A 21,348-nucleotide genomic window follows, 5' to 3' on the forward strand; every position below is an offset into this window, starting at 1 on the left:
ATGGTCTTTGAGCGGGAGCCCTTCGGTTCGTCCGCGCGATCACTCACACCTTGCGGGCGCGCACGGCGAGCAGGGCGACCAGGAGGGTCGGCACGAGCAGCAGCCCGAAGGCGGCCCCGTAGCCGACGAGTTCGGACGCGCCGATTCCCAGGAAGGTGTTGAGCACGGCGGAGAACAGAGCCATGACCGCGATCTGGCCGAGGTTCTGGTTGGTCTGCATCGCGCTGCTCGCGTAGCCCTGCCGGCCGGCCGGGCTGTGCGAGAGCGACAGCACGGTGAGGGACGGGTCCAGCAGGCCCATGCCGACGGCCGCGACGGGCATGGCCGCCACGGCGGTGAGCCCCGGCACCCCGGGCAGAGTCCCGGCCGTGGCGAGCGCGACCGCCGCCATCATGATCACCGCGCCGACGGAAACCAGCCGGTGACGGGGCAGGTCCTGCAGCAGCCGTCCCTGAACCCAGGAGGCGCCCGCCCACACCACGGCGGCGGCCGTGAACGCCACGCCGACCACCACCGCGGGCGTGTGCCGTTCGGTGATCAGCATCAGCGGCGCGAACGCCTCCACCGTGAAGTACGTGCCGGAGGCCAGTCCGCGCAGCAGCACCGTGGTCGGCAGACCCTGGGCGGCCCGCCAGGTACCCACGGGCAGCAGCCGCGGCGCGAAGAACACGAGCAGGCCCAGCCCGACGGCCACGAACAGCAGGTGGCGGACGTCCCAGCCCGACACGCCGTACTGCCCGAGCGCCGCGCCCACGCTGAGCGTCGCCGCGATCAGCAGCGGTGGGCGCGACGGGTGGTCGTCCGACGGCACGACCGCCTCCGCCGAGGAGCGGGCGCGCAGCACAACCACCAGCGCGAGCGTCGGCAGCAGGGACAGCACGGCCAGGCCGTAGAACACCACCCGCCAGGACCACCACTCGGACACCAGCCCGGCCAGCGGGGGGCCCGCCAGCGACGGGATGATCCAGCTCGTGCTCATCAGGGCCAGCATTCGGGGGCGCAGATGTTCCGGATACGCCTGACCGATGGCGGTGTTGACCGACACCCCGACCATCCCGGCCGCGAGCCCGTCCACGAACCGACCCGCCGCGAGCTGCCAGATGGACGTGCTGGTGGCCGAGACCAGCAGGGTGACCACCGACAGCACCATGCCCGCCGCCAGCGGCCTGCGGGCCCCGGAACGGTCCGCCCAGTGGCCACCCAGGACACCGCCCAGCAGGCTCGCCGCCACGAAGCAGCCGGCCACCACCGGGAACAGGGACACCCCGTCCAGGTCCCGGGCCGCCATCGGCAGGGTGGGTACCACGGCCAGCGCGGCGAACCCGGTCAGGAACATCACCGCGGTGAAGGTGGTCGTGGCGGCCGCGTACTCCCGGGAGAACATTCCGTCCTTGGAGTCGATGGGCCGTACAAGCGCTTGCTCAGACATTGCTTCCCAACTGTGGAAGACCGGTGATCGCGTCATGGGTGTCGCAGGCCAGCCACTGTGCCAGGGCGCGCAGGCCCTCGTGCAGCGGAGCCGACGCCCGCCACCGCAACCCGGTCTCGATCAGCCCGGTCGCCATGACTCCTTGCCGTACGCCGGGCTGGGGCAGTTCCTCCCAGACGGTGCGGCGCGCAATGAGCGCAACCAGTTCGGCCAGTTCCTCCTCCGTGTAGGCCGCGGAGGCGATGTTGAACACCGGCTGCCCGGCCGGCGCGGAGAGAACGGCGTCGATCGCCCCGGCCAGGTCCCGGTAGTCCACCACCTGGTGCCGGCGGCTCTTGTCCAGCAGCAGGGAGCGCCGCGTCCACGCGCGGTGCATCCACTCCGCGGCCGCGCCCCCCACCAGGACGCCCGGCCCCACCGGCTCGGCCGACCGCAGCACCTGCACCTCGATGCCGCTCTCCGCACCCCATCGGCGGCACCGTTCCTCCTCGTGCCACCACCCCAGGGCCTTCGGGTCGCTCGGCGGCTCCGTCACCGACGCCTCCGTGACGAACTGCTCGTCGACGCCCCGGTAGACCTCCGCAGAACCGACGTAGACCAGCCGCTCGATCTGGCTCCTCCCGGCGGCCGACAGCACCTCCGACAACGAGCCAGGCCCGCTGCCGGGGGACCCGAGGTGCACCACGTACCCGGTGCCGTCCAGCTGTCCGGCCCCGGGCGCATCCGGAAGGTGAGCGGCTTGGTATCCCAAGTCACCGAGCAGTCCGGCCAGTTGACGTCCGAAGCTGCCTTCTCCGCCGGTGACCGTCACCCGGGCCCCGTCCGCCGGCTCCGCACCGGCGCGCTCGGCCCTCCGCCCCTCCGCGAACGCGGCCAGGGCCAGCTCCCGCACGGGCGGGATCAACTCGCCCAGCTCCTCGGCGGTGAAGTCCTCGCACAGGCCGCCGGGCCCCAGCGTGTCCATCACGGCGCGCGCCACCTCCTCCGCCGGCGGCTCGGCCGCGACGGCGGCCACGACCACACCCATCGCGAACGCCGTCTCCCACACCGCTCGCGCCACCTGCCCGGACAGCGACGACGGGGGAGCCGCCGCGAAGGCCGTCCGGCACTGCTCCGCCAACCCGAGGCGCCGCAGGTACCGTTCGGTCTCGAGGTACTCCCACTCGGCGTCCTTCCCGTGACGGATCGCCGTCCGGGCATCGCCGTACTGGTAGAAGGGGACGACCGCGAACTGGGCGCAGTCGAAGGTCGTGGGCACCACCGCCCGGCTGCTGAACAGGGCCGCCTGCCGCCAGCCGTGTGTGCTGTTGCCGGCGATGCTGGGCACCTCGCTGTGATCCACCGTGCTGGGCACGGACACGCGTATCGGAACCTCGAGCGAGTTCAGGTACCGCTGCATCACGACGTCGTAGGGCCAGCCGATGCCGTGCTCGGCCGCGAACCTCGTGTAGCCACGGGCCGCTTGCGCCGGAAGCATCAGCGCCAGGCACGGCGCGTGCTCCTCGATGGCGTACGTCCACTGCTCACCGGCCAGCGCCGCAAGCCGCATCGCCGCACCGGTGCGTCCTTCCCAGCCCGCGTAGAAGGCGACGGCCTCGCCCGGGACGGCCGCCGCGACCTGCTCGGCATACGCGAAGAATCCCTGGGCCAGCACCACGTCGTCCTGCAGCACCAGGTGGTGCGTGGCGTCCGGCGCCACACTGTCCCAGGCGAGCGCCGCGGAGCGCAGCGCCGTCGGCGGCCCCTCGGGCTCGGGGTCCGTCACCACCCGCACCCGGCCGGCGGTGTCCGCCTCCGCGAGCAGCCTGGCCGCGTCGATGCGTTTCGGATGCGTCATCACCGCACCGCTCAACCGGACCGGGCCGCTGGTGGCGTCCGTGTGGTTCTGGGAATCCATTGCAATACCTCGCAGAAATGGGTGGCGCATTGCGGGGGCATGAGCGGGAGACATCGCAGGCAGGGTTCGGCAACACTTCAGAATGGGCCGGGAGCCCACTGGTCACTCAGGAGTCGGAATCTTCCGCACTCTTGTTGCGCACCTTGCGCTCGTTGTCCTCAAGGCCGTGATCCATGCCCTGATCCCGTTCGATCCTGATCATCTCGGCGGGCCGGTAATTGAGGATGTAGGCGCGTCGACTGCGGTCGGAGGTGTTACCGCGGGAATAGTGCAGGGTCTGGCCGGCATGCGCGACCGCTCCCCCCGGGGACAGCGGCACCGCGGCCGCGCCGGGCTCATTCTCCGAGCAGTCGCATTCGATGTTACGGCCGTCGCTGGTCGGGCGGTGCGTGCGCAGCGGTTCCTGGTGGGAACCCCGGATGTACCACATGCAGCCGTTGTCCGGGGTCGCCTCGTCCAGTGCCACCCAGATCGAGACCGCACGGGTGTCGGGCAGATCGATCCAGTAGGCCGCGTCCTGGTGCCAGGGGGTCGGCACGCCGGAGCCGGGCGCCTTGTGGATCATCATGTCGAAATCCAGGACGGCGTCGTCACCGATCAGTTCGCGTGCTACCGCCAGGGCCCGCGAGTGCAGCGGGAGGTCCCGCAGCGGGGCGTAGAGCGCCGAGGGCCACATGATCTGAGTGATGTTCTCACGGATGCCCTCCCGCCGCGGAACGTGGGAAGCGAGGTCGGAGCGCTTGTCCCCGCTCGCGATCTCACCGCTGAGGAGTCTGTCGTAGATCTCGCGGTAGGTCTCGACCTCTTCGGGGGACAGAAGCGTCCCGACCGGGGCGAACCCGTCCCGCTGGAATGCCTGGGTGCGCAAGAGGCCGGCTTTCGCTGTCATGACGATAGAGCCTTTCCTTCAGCCGTTGCCATCGGATCTTCTGAATCACGGCCAGTAGCCCGGATCGGAAAACACCACGCCACCCACAGCACAATGCTGGGCCAGGAGAGAAAGGGCGCAGGAACCCGACGCTCCGTCGTGCCGCGGAGGCACTCATTCGCGCCTGCGGACAACGGCTACCGGCGAGCAATCGGAACTTGTCGCACCGGAAACATAATCGGATGCCTTTAAGGTCGTCAAGAGATTGGTCCAGACCACCCATTCGTCAGATCTGTCCACTTTGCCGGGATTCATCCGCCGGCGGCGTCCGTAAATTCGGCCACCCATCCCGGGGTCGTGCAAGGGTTTGGCTGAATGCGGGCTGTCGAGCGTCGATTTCCGGCCGCCTTTTCCCACGCCGGGGATTATCAAAGGTTGGCGCGAAATTAATGAACTCCGGGGCGGTCCCGCTCCACCAGCGCTCTTTCGCCCGGCGGCAACGCCCACCCTTGCCACCAGACCTCAAACGTGACCCCGGTCACGGCGACCCTCTCCCGTTCCGTGATCACATCATTGGCCTTTCCCACCCCCACAACGCCCCGGAGGCTGGCATGACCGGCGTCGGCACCGTCTCGCCCGAAGGCCTGAAGGTCCACGTGGCACACCGCAGGAATCCCTACAGGTACATGCTGACCGACAATCAACTCGACGCCCTGCTAGTGGAAGTTGGGCTGCGCCGCGCCGCGAGCGTCTGGAAGCACCACACCACCGAAGAGCGGCAGGCGCCTCGCGGCGCCTACCCCCGCCCCCTGATGGGCTTCGTCCTCATGGACGCCACCGCGGGCAACTGGACCCCCAACGAGGACGCGGTCCTCGGCGTGATCGCCATCGGCGACAGCGGCCACGCCTTCCTGCCGAACGCCGCCGCCAAGGCCGGCGCCCACCGCCGGCTCGGCCGAAACAACGGCGAGGCCGTGCACGTCGACCCCCACCTCCTCGGCACGGGCGGCTTCCGCTACGGCCACTCCGCCGAGGTCCGCGGACAGATCGTCGGCGCCAGCTCGCAGAGCACCGACCAGGACCTCTACGAAGCGGCCCGGCTGGCCACCGATTTCGTCGACGCGGTGAACGACCGGCACCTGGTCTGGGAACAACAGCACGGCCCGGGCGACTGGGCCTCGGCCGACGACAAGCCGGCCCTCGAATACCGCGCCATGACCGACTGGTTCGACCCTCACTGAGCGCCCGCCCCCGGCCGCCGAACAGCAGGCACGGACCGCCGGGGACGGCTGCGGCCTGTCCTCCGGCCCAGCCGTCCCGCCACCACCCGGCACCCCGGATCCCTGCCGCCGCGCCTCCCGCGTTCAACCGCTCCCGGTCCCGGCACCAGCCGGGACCGGGAGCGTGAGGGGAGTTCCGGCCGCGACCGAACGCGCCGTCGAGCCCTAGGAGTTCAGGTGGATTCCGATCGTCAGGAACGCCTGGACGAGGGGGACCTGGGGGACGGCCGGGGAGACGACCTGGGAGGCGTAGTGGACGATGACCAGGTCGAGTGCGGGGGAGATGAAGAGCCGCTGGCCGTGGATGCCGCTCGCCATGAAGGAGCCGTACGGGTCGTTGGGGATCCACCACAGGTCGTGGTAGGAGAGGGTGGCCGGCGCGTCGGGGGGTGCGGCGGGGAAGCGGACCCGGCGGGGACAGCCGTCCGGGACGCCCGACACGATGGTTGACGCGACGGCCTCGGGAATGACCTGGCGGTCGCCGACGGCGCCGCCGCAGCGGATCATCTCGCCGAGCCTGGCCACGTCGCGCGCGGTGGCGCTGAATCCGCCGCAGGCGGACTCGTTCCCCTCGGCGTCGAGGATGTAGTAGGCGTCCTCCTCGGCGCCGATCCGGGTCCAGATCGTGTCGGACAGGTGCGCCGAGGTGGTGGTGCCGGTGACGCGGCGCAGGACTTCGGCGAGGGCTTCGACGTTGCCGTTCTCGTAGCGGAAGCCGGTGCCGGGTTCGCCGGTCGCCCGGGCCGTCGCGAGGTGTTCGCGGATGGTGGCCGGTCCGCTGTAGCCGAAGGGCCGCAGCTGGGGTGCCAGGACGGCGAAGTAGCGCTGGGCCTCCAGCGCCTTGTCGTAGGGTCGCCCCGCGTAGCTCATCCGGGTGCCCATGTGGAGCAGGTGGTCGACCGTGGCGTCGCCGAAGGCGGTGCCGGCGAGTTCGGGGACGTACGTCGAGACCTCGGCGTCGCGGTCGAGCCGTCCTTCGTGGACGAGGACGGCCGCCAGCAGGCCCAGGTAGGACTTGGCGGCCGAGGCGTTGAAGTGGGGTACGTGGGGCTCGTAGCCGTGCAGGTACTGCTCGTGGACGACGCTGCCCCGGTGCAGGACGAGCAGGGCGTCGGTCTCGGCCTCGGCGAGCAGCCGCGCGAGTGTCAGCGTACGGCCCTGCGGCCCGGCGAAGGCGAGACCGTCGAGCGCGCCGGACGGTGCGCCGGGCAGGTCCCGGGCCGGGCCTCGGCCCCGCCAGACACCACGGCTGGGAACGGTCTCCCGGCCGGACGTCGTATGGCGGCGGGCCCAGGACGGGTCCGTGAATCCGCGGGCCCAGGAGAGGTCGGACAGTGGGGGCATGACGGGCATGCGGCAGCTCCGCTCTTCTCATGCGTGCCTTCCGGGCTCGTTACCGTACATCGCGTCTGGTAAATCGGCCAGGGACGGCAGGGTGCGGTGAGAGACGGAAGGGTGCGGTGAGATGAGCGGGCCCTACGGCACCAGGTCCAGGGCCCCCGGAGCATCCGAGGGCGCCAGCCCCGTGGCCCACACCCGCCCGTAGACGGACAGGTCGCGCAGGTGGGCGGTGATGTCGGCGGCGCTGTAGCCGGTGTCGCTCTCCACCCACCAGGCCAGCACGCCGATGAGCTCGCCGGTCCAGGCCCGCGCGACGAGGTCGAGCGGGATCCGCGGCGTCACTCCGAGCTGTGCGACCCGCTCACGGAACGCGGCCTCGGCGTGCGCACGGATGAGCTCGGTGAACTCGCGCAGCGCCCGCCCGTCGCCCTCCCCCCGCAGGATCACCTGGTAGACCGGCCGTTCCTGCGCGGCGTGCTCGAAGATGTACTTCACCGGCAGTCCGGTGAAGCCCTGGGCGTGCGCCTGCCGGACCGCCGGCAGGAGGCGCTCGCGGTCTTCGGCGAGGTCGCGGACGATGCCGACGAGCAGGTCCTCCTTGTCCCGGCAGTGCGCGTAGAAGGTGGCGCGGCCGACGTCCGCGCGCTCGGTGATCTCCTCGACCGTGATCGCCTGGAACCCCTTCTCCAGGGCGAGTTCCACCAGGGCTCGGCGCAACGCGGCGCGTGTCCGGCGAACGCGGCGGTCTCCCGCTGGCTTCATGTCCACATCGTTTCCTTCTGGTCCGGACCGTTGACCCGACCCTAACGCTGCCCTTAGGTTGCCGGACACCAAACTAGTTACCGAACAAAGAGTTCGGAATCTCTGTGGAGGTGCGATGAATCTCGGGCGATACGTGCGCCGGGCGGCCGGCCATCACCCCGACGCCGAAGCCGTGGTCTGCGGGCCTGTCCGGCTGACCTACGCGGAACTCGACGACCACAGCGACCGGCTCGCGACCGCGCTGCGCGAGCTGGGGCTGAACAGGGGTGACCGGGTCGCGACGCTCGCGGCCAATCGTGCCGAACTCGTCGTCACCGAAGTGGCGCTGTACAAGGCCGGACTGGCCCGCGCACCTGTCAACGCGCGCCTCGGCGACGCCGAAGTGGCCCATCTGCTCCGCGAGTCCGAAGCCCGGGTCCTGCTCACCGACGCCGGCCATCTGGACACGGCCCGCGCGGCGGTGCCCGGCACGGAGGTGAAGACCGTCCTCGGCTACGACGGTCCCGGCGATCTGGGCCCGGGCTACGCGGACACGCTGGCCGACGCCGCCGGCGGGGCCGTCGACGTCGACTGCGACGAGAGGGACATCGCCGTCCTGCACTTCACCTCCGGCTCCACGGGCCGGCTCAAGGCGGCGGTCCAGACGTACGGCAACCGGCTGGCGCTGATACGCAAGTCGGTGATGAACGCGGACACCCGGATCGGCCCGGGAGAGCGGCAGATCCTCGCCGGCCCCGTGACCCACGCCTCCGGCATGCCGCTGATGGGCGTCTTCTTCGCCGGCGGCTGCGCGGTCGTCCTGCCGCGCTGGGACGCCGAGGAGTTCCTCGCCACCGTCCAGCGGGAGCGCGCCACCCACGCCTTCGTCGTACCGACCATGGTCAACACGGTGCTCGCGCTCCCGAACGCCCGCGACTACGACCTCTCCAGCCTGCGTCAGCTGATCTACGGCGCCGCGCCCATGTCACCGGCCCGCATCCGCGCCGCCTGGGACCTGTTCGGGCCCGTGCTCTCCCAGGGATACGGCTGCGGGGAGACCACCTCCGGGGTCCTGTTCCTCTCCACCGAGGACCATCGGCGGGCGATCGACGGCGAGGACGAGGAACTGCTCCTGTCCTGCGGGCGCCCGCTCGCCGAGGCCGACGTCCGGATCGTCGACGAGGCGGGCGCGCAGGTGCCCGACGGCGGGATCGGCGAGATCGCCGTCCGCGGCCCCGATGTCGTCCCCGGCTACCACAACGAGCCGGCGCTGACCGCCGAATCCTTCCGCGACGGCTGGTTCCTCACCGGAGACCTCGCCCGCCGCCGGTCCGACGGCTACGTCTTCATCGTCGACCGCAAGAAGGACATGATCATCTCCGGCGGGTTCAACATCTACGCCGTCGAGGTGGAATCCGTCCTTCACCAGCACCCGGACGTCTACGAGGCCGCCGTCGTCGGCGTCCCGGACGACCGGTGGGGCGAGGCCGTCAAGGCCGTGGTCGTCCCCCGCGCCGGCGCCGTGCTCACCGAGACGCAACTCGTCGGGTTCTGTGCCGAACGGCTGGCCCGCATGAAGAAGCCCCGCTCCGTCGACTTCGTCGCGGCCCTGCCCCACAACCCCAACGGCAAGATCGACCGCCGCGCGATCCGCGAGCCGTACTGGGCGGGCGCCGAGCGCCGCGTCCACTGACCCTCCGAGCCCGCCTGACGCACCCCCAGGAACAGGAACCGCACCCATGCCCTACACCCTCGAACCCTCCTACGAGGACAACCCCCGCCTCCAGGACCTCGTCGTCCGGCTGCGCGGCTACCTCGCCGACGAACTCATCCCCTACGAACGCGAGCACGGCATCACCCCCGAGAGCAGGCTCGACCGCGCCACCCTCGAACGCGTCTGGAAGCGCAGCGGCGAACTCGGCTTCTACGGCATCAGCCTGCCGCCCGAACTCGGCGGCCAGGGCCTGGGCTTCACCGAACTGTGCGCCCTGAAGGAGGAACTGACCGCCTCCGGAGCCGCCCTGTCGCACTCCGTCCTCGGAGACCTGGGCGGGCCGCTGCGGGTGGGCGCCATCGTGAAGTACGCCACCGAATACCAGCTGGAGCGCTATCTCCTGCCGGTGATCCGCGGCGAACGCGCCTGCTGCTTCTCCCTCACCGAGCAGGACGCCGGCTCCGACGTGCGGCGCATGACCACCACGGCCGTCCCCGACGGCGACAGCTACGTCCTCAACGGGCACAAGGTCTTCAGCTCCGCCGCCCCCTTCGCCGACTTCGCGATCGTCGTCGCCCGCATGGCCGGCACGGACGAGGCGTACAGCGCCTTCCTGGTCGACCTCGACAGCCCCGGCTGCCAGGTCCTCGACGGAGAAGTCCCCATGTCCGGCCAGCAGATGGAAGGAGACCTGCTCCTCGAGGACTGCCGCGTCCCGGCGGCCAACCTGCTCGGCGAGATCGGCCAGGGCCTGCGCATCGGCATCGGTCGCATCACCCTCAACCGGCTGCTCCACTGCCCCTCGCTGATCGGCGCCGCCCGGCGCGCCTGGGACCTCTCCGTGGCCCACTCCAAGAGCCGGGTCGCGTTCGGGCAACCGCTGCTCGCGCTCCAGGCCATCCAGCACAAGCTCGCCGAGATGGCCACCGACATCTACGCGGCCCGCTCCATGGTCACGGCCACCGCCGCCCGCGCCGACCTCGGCGCGAACATCGCGGTGGAGGCCAACATGTGCAAGCTGTTCACCTCCGAGGCGTGCTTCCGCGTCGCGGACCAGGCCGTCCAGATCCACGGCAAGGCCGGTCTGACCCGCGGTCACGAGGTCGAGCAGATCTTCCGCACCCTGCGGATGTTCCGGATCGTCACCGGAACCACCGAGATCCACAAGAACGCCATCGTCAAGGCACTTGTCTGACCGGGCACTCCCCACCCCGGGAAGCAGAGGCCGCCGGGCGTACACCCGTACGCCCGGCGGCCCCGACACACGCAAGCCCGCCTCCCCGGAACTCTGCCCCCTCACTGTCCGGGGCCGCCCGGCCCGACCACGGTGGCCCGTCGGCATCACGACCCCCTGCTCCACCCCCACCCGCAGGAGTCACCCATGGCACCCCACCCCACCGCTCCCCCGCTCGGCCGGACCGACGCCGTGGCCACCGATCCCCCGTACGACCGCCGCCGCGCCTGGCTGATCACCGCCATGATCGTGACCTTCATGGTCATCAACTTCGCCGACAAGTCCGTCCTGGGTCTCGCCGCCCTCCCGATCATGGACGAGCTGCACATCGACAACAGCACCTACGGCCTGGTCTCCAGCTCCTTCTCCCTGCTCTTCAGCCTCTCCGGCCTCGTCGTCGGCTTCCTCTCCACCCGGATATCCAGCCGAACGCTCCTGTTCGCCATGACCATGCTGTGGGCCGTCGCACAGCTGCCGGTCCTGCTCGCCGCCACCGTGCCCGCGCTGATCGCCGGCCGCGCCCTCCTCGGCGCCGCGGAGGGCCCCGCCGCGTCCATGTCCATGCACGCGCTGTACAAGTGGTTTCCCCCGAACCGCCGCGGCCTGCCCTCGGCCCTGCAGATCGGCGGTGCGGCCCTCGGCACGCTCATCGCGGCGCCCGTCCTCACCTGGGTCATCACCGGATTCGGCTGGCGGGCGGCCTTCGCCGCGCTCGCCGTCGTCAGCGCGATCTGGGGCCTGCTCTGGTGGCGGGTGGGCCACGACGGCCCGTTCGACCACGCCCGCACCACTCCTGTCACGGGTGGCACGCCGGGGGCCAGGCTCCCCTACCGCCGGTTGCTGACCACCGGCACCGTGCTGGGCAGTATCTCCAGTGCCTTCGGTGCCGCGTGGGCCCTCTCCCTCAGCCAGTCATGGCTTCCCGCCTACCTCCGAACCGAACTCGGGATGAGCCCGAAGGCCGCCGCCACCACCATCAGCGCCGTCTCCGCCTTCAGCCTCGTTCTGCTGCTGGCCGTCTCCCCGCTCATGGACGCGCTCAAGTCCCGTGGCGTGTCGAGCCGTTGGTCGAGCGGCGCCGCTCAGGGCAGCGCGGTCTGCGTGGCGGGCTGCGCGATGGCCGCCCTCCCGCTCACCGACGCCGCCCTTCCCCGCCTGCTCCTGATCGTGCTCGCCTTCGGCACCGTCGCCATCGCGATCCCCCTGCACTACATGACCGCCGCCGAGGTCGTCCCCACCGCCCAGCGAGGCGCCCTCTTCGGTATCGTCGCCGCCACCGGCACCCTCCCCGGCCTCCTCGCGCCCTTCCTCACCGGCCGCCTCCTCGACACCGCGGACGATCCCGCCTCGGGCTACCGCACCGCATTCCTCATCGCCGGCCTCGTGATGACGGTGGCGGGAACACTCGCCCTCATCGCCATCCGCCCCGAACGCGACGCCCGGCGCCTGGAACTGGACACACCCGGGAGTCCATGACGAATCGAGGTCCCGCCGGAGGGCCGGCTCGTAGGCGGGAGGTCTGGTGGACGGCCCTCGCCGCCGCGCCAGGGGTAGCACTCCGCCGGGCGGCGGAGCGCTACCCCTGCGGCCGGTGGACGTACAGGGCGGGCAGGTTGACCACGATCGCCTCCTGGGTGGAGCGGGCGATGACGACCACGGCCTCCTCCCCGTCCGGGTTCTCCTCCCGGTGGGGGACGAAGGGCGGGATGAAGACGTAGTCGCCGGGAGCGGTGCGGATCCACTCCTCCGCGCCGTCCTCCCGCAGGAAGACGAACTCGGGCCGACCGCTGACCACGTAGATCGCCGTCTCGGAGTCGCCGTGGTGGTGGTCGCCGGAGGAGGTGGCGGGGGCGACGTGGGTCTGCCCCATCCAGAGGCGTTCGGCGCCGACGCTCGCACCACTGACGGCGGCGAAGCGGCGCATGCCGCCGGTCTGGGCGGTGCCCGCGTCGAGGTTCCCGGCCGGGATGTGGTGGACACTGGAGGCGGCGGCGGGCGGCAGGTCGGGGTGGAAGGCGTCGGTCACGGCCGGCTCCACAGGTTGCGGGCGGCCAGCAGCGGCAGCACGCCCTCGCCGAACCAGTACGCCTCCTCCAGGTGCGGCATCCCGGAGAGCACGAACTCGTCGATGCCCAGCTCGTGGTACTCGGTGACGAGGTCGGCGACCTCGCGGTGGCTGCCGACCAGTGCCGTGCCCGCGCCACCGCGCAGCAGGCCGATGCCCGCCCACAGGCCGGGGTGGATCTCCAGCCGTTCCGCCGAGCCGCCGTGCAGCGCGAGCATCCGCCGCTGGCCCTCCGACTCGCTTTCGGCGAGGGCCCGTTGGGTCGCGCGGATGCGTCCCGGGTCCATCGCGGCGAGCAGCCGCTCCGTCTCGGCCCAGGCCTGCGCGGAGGTGTCCCGGGTGATGACGTGCAGACGGATGCCGAAGCGGACCACCCGGCCCCGGGCGGCGGCGAGTTCACGGATCCAGGCGATCTTCTCCCGTACCTGGCCGGGCGGTTCGCCCCAGGTCAGGTAGACGTCGGCGTACCGGGCGGCGATCTCGCCGGCCGCCGGGGAGGAGCCGCCGAAGTAGACGGGCGGCACCGGGTCGGGCAGCCGGTTCAACGTGGCGCGCTCGACGCGCAGATGGGGGCCGTCGTGGTCGACGGTCTCCCCCGCCCAGAGCCGCCGGGTGATGGAGAGGAACTCCCCGGTCCTGGCGTAACGCGCGTCCTTGTCCAGGAAGTCCCCGTACGCCCGCTGCTCGGCCGACTCGCCGCCGGTCACCACGTTGAGCAGCAGCCGTCCGCCGGACTGCCGTTGGTAGGTCGCCGCCATCTGCGCGGCCAGCGTCGGGCTGAGCTGCCCGGGCCGGAACGCCACCAGGTACTTGAGCCGATCGGTGACCTGGGTCAGCATCGCCGTCGTCAGCCAGGCGTCCTCGCACCACGCGCCGGTCGGCGTCAGCACCCCCTCGAAGCCCAGCTGTTCGGCGCTGCGGGCTATCTGTCCCAGGTAGGCGACGCTCGGCGGCCGGTCCGACCCGGCCGTCCCGGGCGTCGAGCCGTGCCCGCCGCCGACGACGTGCCGGCTGTCGCCGTTGGTGGGGAGGAACCAGTGGAAGGTGAGGGACATGGGCGTACGCTCCTGTGCCGGGCATGCGTGCCTGAAGGGTGAACTCGAAGGACGGTTCAGGGCCGACAGGCGGCCGAGCAGACCCGCACCAGGTCCACGTGCAGACGGCGCACGAGGGGGTGGCGGGCGGGAGCGGTCATGCAGGCGATTATGCCCGACCCGGCCCGGAACGACCCGGCCCAGCGCGAACACGGCCCGGCACGAACACGGCCGCCGGCCCTCCCCGTGGGGAAGGCCGGCGGCCGTGGCGGAGCGGGGCGGATCAGACCTGGCCGGCCTTCTCCAGGGCGGCGCAGCAGGTGTTGATCAGGAGCCGGGTGACGACGTAGGGGTCGACGTTGGCGTTCGGGCGGCGGTCCTCGATGTAGCCCTTCTGGTCCACCTCGACCTGCCACGGGATGCGGACCGAGGCGCCGCGGTCGGAGACGCCGTAGCTGTAGACGTTCCACGGGGCGGTCTCGTGCTTGCCGGTCAGGCGGGACTGGATGTCGTCACCGTACTGGCTGACGTGCTCCAGCACCGTCTCCTGGGAGGCACCGAGCGACTCGCAGGCGGTGATGATCGCGTCGTAGCCCTCGCGCATCGCCTTGGTGGAGAAGTTGGTGTGCGCGCCCGCGCCGTTCCAGTCGCCGCGGACCGGCTTGGCGTCGAGGGTGGCGTCGATGCCGAACTCCTCGGCGGTGCGGTAGAGCAGGTAGCGGGCGATCCACATGTCGTCCGAGGCGGTCAGCGCGTCGACCGGGCCGATCTGGAACTCCCACTGGCCGGGCATGACCTCGGCGTTGATGCCGCAGATGGCCAGGCCGGCGTCGATGCAGCGGTCGAGGTGCAGTTCGACGATCTCGCGGCCGAAGACCTCCTCGGCGCCGACGCCGCAGTAGTAGCCGCCCTGCGGGGCCGGGAAGCCGCCGTCGGGGAAGCCGAGCGGGCGGGCGCCCTTGAAGAAGGTGTACTCCTGCTCGATGCCGAAGATCGACTCCTGCGCGGCGTACTGCTCGGCCACGGAGCGGAGCAGCGCGCGGGTGTTGGACTCGTGCGGGGTGCCGTCGGTCTCCAGCACCTCGCAGAGGACGAGGATGTTGTCGCCGCCGCGGATCGGGTCCGGCACGACCCTGACCGGGTCGAGCACGCGGTCCGAGGCGTGGCCCTTGGCCTGGTTGGTGGAGGAACCGTCGAAGCCCCAGGTGGGGATCTTGTCGGCGTTCGGCAGGACCCGAGTCTTGGAGCGGAGCTTGGCGGTCGGCTTCGTGCCGTCGATCCAGATGTACTCGGCCTTGATTGCCACGGCGGTGAACCTCGCAAACTGAGTGGTGGGTGCCCGCGTAGCGTTGCAAGCCGCCGTTTCCCGGTTGTTCCTCTCATGTAACACGCAGGTGAACCAACCGTCCGCATTGGCGCGGTCACGGTGCGAGAGTGCCGCCGCCGGGCACCCCCGCACCGCGGCGCCGGTGCCGGTGGCGTCAGCGGCGGCGGGCGTGGGCGGCCCGGCGGCGGCGGGTGGCCCAGAGGGCGCAGCCGCCGCCCGCGACCAGGGCGGCGGCTCCGGCGGCCAGCGGGCCGGTGGCGTCGCTGCCGCCGGTGGCGGCCAGATGCTCCCCGGGGGCCGCGGCGGCCCCGGTGGCGGCCTGCGGGACGGTGGCCGGGCGGGTGGCGGCCGGGGTGGTGGCCACTGCGACGGCGGTCGTCGCGGTGCCGTCCGCGACGGGCTGCACGGTCGGGGTCGCCGTCGGGGTGGCGGAGGCGGGCGGGGCGGTCGGCTTCTCGCAGCTCACCGAGGCGACGGTGATCTTCCCGGTCACCTTGGCGACGTTCAGGTTGAGCGGGTTCACCTCGACCCGCACCTCCAGTGCGGAGGCGGCGGCGGTGGTGGAGGTGGTGGTGCGCTTGGAGAACTCGACCGAGACGCTGCCGACCAGCGGGACGTCCACCGCGGTCGGACCGTACAGGCTGAGGGTGACCGGCTTGCCGAGGACGGTGAGCCGGGCGGGCGCGGTGACGTTCGCCGTGGGCTGCCCGTCGACCGGACAGGTGGCCTCGGAGCTGAGCGCCTCCAGGCCGAGCAGGGTGGTGAGCGGCAGGCCGGGTGCGTGCACGTCGGCGTTGACCAGCTGGACGGAGGCGGTGGCGCCCTTGGCGTCGGCCCTGGTCACCGACTTGCCGATGTCGGCCTTGACCAGGGTGATCGGCCCCCGCTGGTCGACGCCGTCCACCGTGGCGGTGAGCACCGAGCCGTCGCGCTGGGCCGGGGTCTCGACCTTGTTGAGCGCGACGTTCACCGGGACGTCCACCGTCTTGTTCAACAGGCTGACGTGCAGGTCGAGTTCGGCGGTGACGGCGCGCGCCCTGCCGGGTTTGGCAGCCGCCGGGGCGGTGGGCCCGGCAGCGTGCGCGAACGGCGCGGCGAGCAGGGCCGGGACCACCACCCCGGCGGCGACGGAGGCGGAGAAGGAGACGGAACGCGAAGAAGACATGGCGGTACCCCCACGGATGGCGATGCGGTGGAGCGCGCCTCCGACGTCACCCACGACAGGGCGGGGAAAGGGGTCGGCGCTCCGAACGACGAGCCGCCAGTCTTCTCGAACAATCCGTCACATGAGTCACACAGAAAGTCATTTCACTCGTTCGAGTGAGAATCCAGGTTGACGCTCAGTGCCGGCCCCCGCCGACGCGCTACGGCAGCCGCCAGTCCACCGGCTGCGCCCCCTGCCGCACCAGCAGCTCATTGGCCCGGCTGAACGGCCGCGAGCCGAAGAAGCCGCCGTTCGCCGAGTACGGGCTCGGGTGCGCGGACTCGATCGCCGGCACCTCCCCCAGCAGCGGGCGCAGATTGCGGGCGTCGCGCCCCCAGAGGATCGCGACCAGCGGGCCGCCGCGGGCCACCAGCGCCCGGATCGCCTGCTCGGTGACCTCCTCCCAGCCCTTGCCCCGGTGCGCGGCGGGCTTGCGCGGAGCCGTGGTCAGGGCCCGGTTCAGCAGCAGCACGCCCTGCTGCGTCCACGGCGTGAGGTCGCCGTTGGACGGCTGCGGCAGGCCGAGGTCGTTGCCGTACTCCTGGAAGATGTTGATCAGGCTGGCCGGGATCGGCCGCACCTCGGGCCCCACCGAGAAACTGAGCCCGACGGCGTGCCCGGGCGTCGGGTACGGGTCCTGCCCGACGATCAGCACCCGCACCGAGGCGAAGGGCTGCTGAAAGGCGCGCAGGACGTTCGGCCCGGAGGGCAGGTACGTGCGGCCGGCGGCCAGCTCCGTGCGCAGGAAGTCGCCCATGGCGGCGACCCGCCCGGCGACCGGCTCCAGGGCGGTGGCCCAACCGGGCTCGACGATCTCGTTCAGTGGACGCGGTGCCATGGGCGCCACCCTATCGGCCTACACCGACAGGTCGTTCCCCTGCACGCCACCGAAAGGATCATGACGGGGGGCGCGGAGAGGATCACCCCACCGGACGCCCCCTCAGCACCACCACCCGCGGGTCCGCCAGCACCCGGACGTCCGCGCGCGGGTCCTCGTCGTACACCACGAAGTCCGCCGACGCGCCCTCCTCCAGCCCGGGCCGGCCCAGCCACTCCCGCGCCCCCCAACTGGCCGCCGACAGCGCCTCGGCCGGGGTGAGCCCCGCCTTCACCAGCTCGGCCACCTCCTCGGCGACCAGGCCGTGGGCCAGCGAGCCGCCCGCGTCCGTGCCGACGTAGACCGGGATGCCCGCGTCGTGCGCCGCGCCGACGGTGTCGTACCGGCGCGCGTGCAGCCGGCGCATGTGCGCGGACCAGGCCGGGAACTTGGCCTCGCCGCCGGCCGCGAGGCCCGGGAAGGTGGCGATGTTGACCAGGGTCGGGACGATCGCCACCCCGCGCTCGGCGAAGACCGGGATCAACTCCTCGGTGAGCCCGGTGGCGTGCTCGACGCAGTCGATGCCGGCCGCCAGCAGATCGGGCAGCGACTCGGCGGCGAAGCAGTGCGCGGTGACCCGGGCACCCTCCTCGTGCGCCGCCGCGATCGCCTCGGCCAGCGCGTCGCCCGGCCAGCAGGCGGCGAGGTCGCCGCGGTCACGGTCGATCCAGTCGCCGACCAGCTTCACCCAGCCGTCGCCGCGCCTGGCCTCGGCGCGGACGTACGCGGTGAGGTCGCCGGGCTCGATCTCGTGCGCGTAGTTGCGGATGTAGCGGCGGGTCCGGGCGATGTGGCGGCCGGCCCGGATGATCCGGGGCAGATCCGCGCGGTCGTCGATCCAGCGGGTGTCGGCGGCCGAACCGGCGTCGCGGATCAGCAGGGTGCCGGCGTCACGGTCGGTGAGCGCCTGCTTCTCGCTGGTGGCCGCGTCCACCGCGCCGTGCGCGTCCAGGCCGACATGGCAGTGCGCGTCCACCAGACCGGGCAGCACCCAGCCGGTCACCGTCCGGACGTCCCCCGCGACGAGCGGGCGGACGAAGGTCACCTTCCCGTCCACCACCCAGAGTTCGTCCCGGACGTCCTCCGGGCCGACCAGTACCCGTCCCCTGACGTGCAGCACCGCACCATCGCTCATGGCCGCACTCTACCGAGGAGGCCGTTCCCTGTAAGCAGTGACAATGGTGCAGACTCGTTCCCGCCCGTACCGCCCGTGTTCACCCGTCACCACCATCCCCGAAAGGCCGGCCGCCACCGTGAGCCCCTTCCTCGACCTGCCCCCGCTCAGCGCCGCCGACTTCGCGGCGATCGAGGACCAGGTGGCCGCGCTGCTGCACACCGAAGCCGACGTGATCGTCACCCAGGGTGAGGCGCTGCTGCCGCTGGAGGCCGCGATCCGGAGCGCCGCGCACCCGGGCTCCACCGCGCTGAACATCGTCACCGGCCCGTACGGCCAGACCTTCGGCAACTGGCTGCGCGACTGCGGGGCCGAGGTCGTGGACCTCGCCGTGCCGTTCGACAGCGCGGTCACCGCCGAGCAGGTCGCCGCCGCCCTCCGGGAGCACCCGGCGATCGACTTCGTCTCCCTCGTCCACGCCGAGGCCGCCACCGGCAACACCAACCCGGTCGCCGGGATCGCCGCCGCCGTCCGCGAGCACGGCGCGCTGCTGATGCTGGACGCCGTCGCCTCGGTGGCCGCCGAGCCGCTGCTCACCGACGCCTGGGGCATCGACCTGTGCGTGATCGGCGGGCAGAAGGCGATGGGCGGCCCGGCCGGGGTCTCCGCCGTCTCGGTCTCCGAGCGCGCCTGGGAGCGGATCGCCGCCAACCCGGCCGCGCCGCGCCGCTCCTACCTCTCGCTGCTGGACTGGAAGGAGCGCTGGACGGACGCCGGCCGCGCCGTACTCCCGCATGCCCCCGCCCAGTTGGAGATGCTGGCACTCGGCGCCTGCCTGGACCGGATCAGCACCGACGGCCTGCCCGCCGTGATCGCCCGCCACCGCGCCGCCGCCTCCGCCACCCGCGCGGGCGTCCGCGCCCTCGGCACCCTCACCCCGTTCGTCCTCCGCGACGAGGACGCGGCCCCGGTCGCCACCACCCTGCGCACCCCGCCCGGCCTGCACGCCGCCGAGCTCGCCGCCCGCCTCGACCCGGCCCTCCCCGTCCAGCCGGGCGGCGGCGCGCTGGCCGCAGAGATGCTCCGCGTCAACCACTACGGCGCCGCGGCCACCCTGCCCACCGTCCGGGCCTGCCTGACCGCCCTGGCCGAGGCCACCGGCGCGGACGCCGGCCCGGCCCTGGCGGCGGCGGAGGCGGCCTGGCAGACCGGCCACTCGCCCGAGTGAGGAAGGTTCGGCTCGGCAGGACCGGGCGGCGGTCATCAGCGGCCCGCCGGCTTCCGGCGCGGATGACCTGACCGGGCTCCGCGGCGGCCGGGTCACCCCGGTCGGGCTCTGACAGGACCCCCGGGCCGATGGCCCGGGGGTCCTGTCTCTCCGGACGCCGGACAGTTCGCGGATCGTTCATCTGCCCGGCACCCGGACCTCACCGGCGCCCGGCAGGCTCCCACCGAGGCAAAGTTGGCTATACAACTTTGCCAGTCGCCGAGGAGGAGACCCCATGTCCCAGCTGTCGCCGTACTGGCTGCGCGACAACTGCCCCTGTGCCGAGTGCCGCGACCAGCGCAACGGGCAGAAGCTGTTCCAGATCACCGACCTGCCGGACGGTCTCGCGATCGCCGCGCGCACCGAGTCCGACGGCGGCCTGGAGGTGCTCTGGTCGGACGGGCACCGGTCCCGCTACCCGCTGGAGTGGCTGGAGCAGCAGGGCGGGGGCGACGGCCGGACCGAGGCGGACAAGCGGCTCTGGACGGCGGCCGACTTCCGGCACGGCGTCCCGGAGGCGTCGTGGGAGGCCTACCTGGCCGATCCGGCCGAGCGGGCCGCGGTGCTCGGCGCCGTACGGCGGTCGGGCTTCGCGGTGCTGCGCGGGGTGCCGGTGGTCGAGCGGCAGGTGCTCGCGGTCGCCGGGACCTTCGGGTATGTGCGGGTGACCAACTACGGCGAGCTGTTCGACGTCCGGGTGGAGCCGGACCCGAACAACCTGGCCTTCACCAGCGTCGCGATCGCCCCGCACACCGACAACCCGTACCGGGACCCGGTGCCCACCCTCCAGCTGCTGCACTGCCTGGACAACTCCGCGCCGGGCGGCGACTCCGGGCTGGTGGACGGCTTCAAGGCGGCGGCCGTCCTGCGGGCCGAGGCGCCGGAGGACTTCGCCGTCCTGACCCGCAAGCCCGTCCCGTTCGTCTTCCGCGACCGCGCCACCGAGCTGCGCGCCGACCGGCCGCTGATCGGTGTGGACCCGCTCGGCCGGATCCGGGAGGTGCGGTTCAACAACCGTTCGATCGGCACCCTGCGCGGGCCCGCCGAGGAGCTGGACGCCTTCTACGCGGCGTACCGGCGGTTCGCCGCGATCACCCTGCGGCCCGAGCTGCGGCTGGAGTTCCGGCTCGACCGGGGCGACTGCCTGATCTTCGACAACGTCCGTCTGCTGCACGCCAGGACCGCCTTCGAGCAGGACGGTTCGCGCCACCTCCAGGGCTGCTACGCCGACCTGGACTCGCTGACGAGCACCCTCGCGGTGCTGGACCGGCAGGCCGCCGCGCTGGACGAGCTCGCCGGGCTGTTCGCCGGCGAGGGCGCCGGGGAGTACCTGGGCGAGGCGGTCACCATGGCCGAGCACATGCTCCAGGCGGGTGCGCTGGCCGAGGCCGCCGGGGCCGCCCCGCACCTGGTCGCCGCCGCGCTGCTGCACGACGTGGGCCACTTCCAGGGGGCGCTGCACGGACGGGATCTGATGCTGGGTCAGGACAACCGGCACAGCGACACCGGGGCCCGGTGGCTGGAGCGGTGGTTCGGCCCGGAGGTGACGGAGCCGGTCCGGCTGCACGTGGCCGCCAAGCGCTACCTCTGCGCGGTCGAGCCCGGCTACCGCGCCAAGCTGTCGGAGGCCTCCGAGTACACCCTCCGGGTGCAGGGCGGCCCGATGAGCGCGGAACAGGCCGCCGCCTTCGCCGCCCTGCCGGGCGCGGCGGACGCGGTCGCCGTCCGCCGCTGGGACGAGCAGGCCAAGGAGGCGGACGCCGGGACGCCCGGCTTCGAGCACTTCCGGCCGCTGCTCGCCGACCTGATGAAGTAGCGCGGCGGGGCGGGGGGGGGGGGGGGGCGCCCCCCCCCCCCCCCCCCCCCCCCCGGGGGGGGCCCCCCCCCCCCCCGCCCCCCCCCCCCGGCGGGCCCCGGGTGTGAGCGGGAAGCACCCCCCCCCCCCCGGGGGGGGAG

17 protein-coding genes are annotated in these 21,348 nt (G+C 72.4%); 6 read left to right on the forward strand and 11 right to left on the reverse strand.

Translation table 11 applies throughout. The annotated features are described in order from the left end of the window. Window positions 1-43: 43 nt before the first annotated feature. The 3 genes from ACIO5D_RS28515 to ACIO5D_RS28525 all read right to left on the reverse strand — a co-directional run bounded on the left by ACIO5D_RS28515 (window position 44) and on the right by ACIO5D_RS28525 (window position 4,215). Entirely contained in the window at window positions 44-1,429 is a 1,386-nt protein-coding gene (locus ACIO5D_RS28515; RefSeq protein ID WP_400798705.1) for an MFS transporter, read from the reverse strand. Beyond that, complete coding sequence (locus ACIO5D_RS28520) at window positions 1,422-3,326, reverse strand: NAD-dependent epimerase/dehydratase family protein (RefSeq protein ID WP_400798708.1); 1,905 nt, start codon at window positions 3,324-3,326, stop codon at window positions 1,422-1,424. The genes ACIO5D_RS28515 and ACIO5D_RS28520 overlap by 8 nt, the downstream gene beginning before the upstream one ends. A 106-nt stretch (window positions 3,327-3,432) precedes the next feature. After that, entirely contained in the window at window positions 3,433-4,215 is a 783-nt protein-coding gene (locus ACIO5D_RS28525; RefSeq protein WP_400798711.1) for a phytanoyl-CoA dioxygenase family protein, read from the reverse strand. A gap of 590 nt (window positions 4,216-4,805) precedes the next feature. Here ACIO5D_RS28525 and ACIO5D_RS28530 point away from each other — a divergent pair. Continuing rightward, the gene (locus ACIO5D_RS28530) at window positions 4,806-5,435 is read left to right on the forward strand and encodes a hypothetical protein (protein ID WP_400798713.1); all 630 of its coding nucleotides are present in this window, start codon (window positions 4,806-4,808) and stop codon (window positions 5,433-5,435) included. A gap of 204 nt (window positions 5,436-5,639) precedes the next feature. On the opposite strand, the gene ACIO5D_RS28535 is transcribed toward ACIO5D_RS28530, so the two are convergent. After that, the gene (locus ACIO5D_RS28535; RefSeq protein WP_363607990.1) at window positions 5,640-6,827 is read right to left on the reverse strand and encodes a serine hydrolase; all 1,188 of its coding nucleotides are present in this window, start codon (window positions 6,825-6,827) and stop codon (window positions 5,640-5,642) included. Window positions 6,828-6,950: 123 nt separating this feature from the next. Beyond that, on the reverse strand, window positions 6,951-7,577 hold the full coding sequence (locus tag ACIO5D_RS28540) for a TetR/AcrR family transcriptional regulator (RefSeq protein WP_400653937.1): 627 nt from the start codon (window positions 7,575-7,577) through the stop codon (window positions 6,951-6,953). A 115-nt stretch (window positions 7,578-7,692) separates the two neighbouring features. On the opposite strand from ACIO5D_RS28540, the gene ACIO5D_RS28545 reads away from it, so the two are divergent. The 3 genes from ACIO5D_RS28545 (at window position 7,693) to ACIO5D_RS28555 (ending at window position 11,980) form a co-directional block, all read left to right on the forward strand. Beyond that, window positions 7,693-9,249, forward strand: coding sequence for a long-chain fatty acid--CoA ligase (locus tag ACIO5D_RS28545; RefSeq protein WP_400653935.1), 1,557 nt, complete (start codon window positions 7,693-7,695; stop codon window positions 9,247-9,249). A 46-nt stretch (window positions 9,250-9,295) separates the two neighbouring features. Continuing rightward, window positions 9,296-10,465 carry an acyl-CoA dehydrogenase family protein gene (locus ACIO5D_RS28550; protein ID WP_363607993.1) on the forward strand — a complete coding sequence of 390 codons (1,170 nt, stop codon included), beginning with the start codon at window positions 9,296-9,298 and terminating at the stop codon, window positions 10,463-10,465. A gap of 186 nt (window positions 10,466-10,651) precedes the next feature. Further along, window positions 10,652-11,980 carry an MFS transporter gene (locus tag ACIO5D_RS28555; protein WP_400798716.1) on the forward strand — a complete coding sequence of 443 codons (1,329 nt, stop codon included), beginning with the start codon at window positions 10,652-10,654 and terminating at the stop codon, window positions 11,978-11,980. A 100-nt stretch (window positions 11,981-12,080) separates the two neighbouring features. Here ACIO5D_RS28555 and ACIO5D_RS28560 read toward each other — a convergent pair whose 3' ends face one another. The 6 genes from ACIO5D_RS28560 to ACIO5D_RS28585 all read right to left on the reverse strand — a co-directional run bounded on the left by ACIO5D_RS28560 (window position 12,081) and on the right by ACIO5D_RS28585 (window position 18,146). Continuing rightward, the gene (locus ACIO5D_RS28560; protein WP_400798718.1) at window positions 12,081-12,530 is read right to left on the reverse strand and encodes a cupin domain-containing protein; all 450 of its coding nucleotides are present in this window, start codon (window positions 12,528-12,530) and stop codon (window positions 12,081-12,083) included. Beyond that, a complete protein-coding gene (locus ACIO5D_RS28565; RefSeq protein ID WP_400653930.1) occupies window positions 12,527-13,624 on the reverse strand; it encodes an LLM class flavin-dependent oxidoreductase in 1,098 nt (365 codons plus the stop codon). The genes ACIO5D_RS28560 and ACIO5D_RS28565 overlap by 4 nt, the downstream gene beginning before the upstream one ends. 262 nt (window positions 13,625-13,886) lie before the next feature. Then, complete coding sequence (glnII, locus tag ACIO5D_RS28570; RefSeq protein WP_400653928.1) at window positions 13,887-14,909, reverse strand: glutamine synthetase; 1,023 nt, start codon at window positions 14,907-14,909, stop codon at window positions 13,887-13,889. Window positions 14,910-15,084: 175 nt separating this feature from the next. Continuing rightward, on the reverse strand, window positions 15,085-16,095 hold the full coding sequence (locus tag ACIO5D_RS28575; protein ID WP_400798721.1) for an SCO1860 family LAETG-anchored protein: 1,011 nt from the start codon (window positions 16,093-16,095) through the stop codon (window positions 15,085-15,087). 199 nt (window positions 16,096-16,294) lie between these two features. Further along, a complete protein-coding gene (locus ACIO5D_RS28580) occupies window positions 16,295-16,972 on the reverse strand; it encodes a uracil-DNA glycosylase (protein ID WP_363608006.1) in 678 nt (225 codons plus the stop codon). 82 nt (window positions 16,973-17,054) lie between these two features. Next, window positions 17,055-18,146 (reverse strand): amidohydrolase family protein, encoded by a 1,092-nt coding sequence (locus ACIO5D_RS28585; protein ID WP_400798724.1) that lies wholly within the window; start codon window positions 18,144-18,146, stop codon window positions 17,055-17,057. Window positions 18,147-18,189: 43 nt separating this feature from the next. Here ACIO5D_RS28585 and ACIO5D_RS28590 point away from each other — a divergent pair, with 43 nt between their 5' ends. Both ACIO5D_RS28590 and ACIO5D_RS28595 read left to right on the forward strand, forming a co-directional pair. After that, window positions 18,190-19,353 (forward strand): pyridoxal-phosphate-dependent aminotransferase family protein, encoded by a 1,164-nt coding sequence (locus ACIO5D_RS28590; RefSeq protein ID WP_400798727.1) that lies wholly within the window; start codon window positions 18,190-18,192, stop codon window positions 19,351-19,353. A 274-nt stretch (window positions 19,354-19,627) separates the two neighbouring features. Then, window positions 19,628-21,208 (forward strand): phosphonate degradation HD-domain oxygenase, encoded by a 1,581-nt coding sequence (locus tag ACIO5D_RS28595; protein ID WP_400798730.1) that lies wholly within the window; start codon window positions 19,628-19,630, stop codon window positions 21,206-21,208. The last annotated feature ends 140 nt before the right edge of the window (window positions 21,209-21,348 follow it).

Source organism: Kitasatospora sp. NPDC087315 (assembly GCF_044744345.1).
Taxonomy (GTDB): domain Bacteria; phylum Actinomycetota; class Actinomycetes; order Streptomycetales; family Streptomycetaceae; genus Kitasatospora.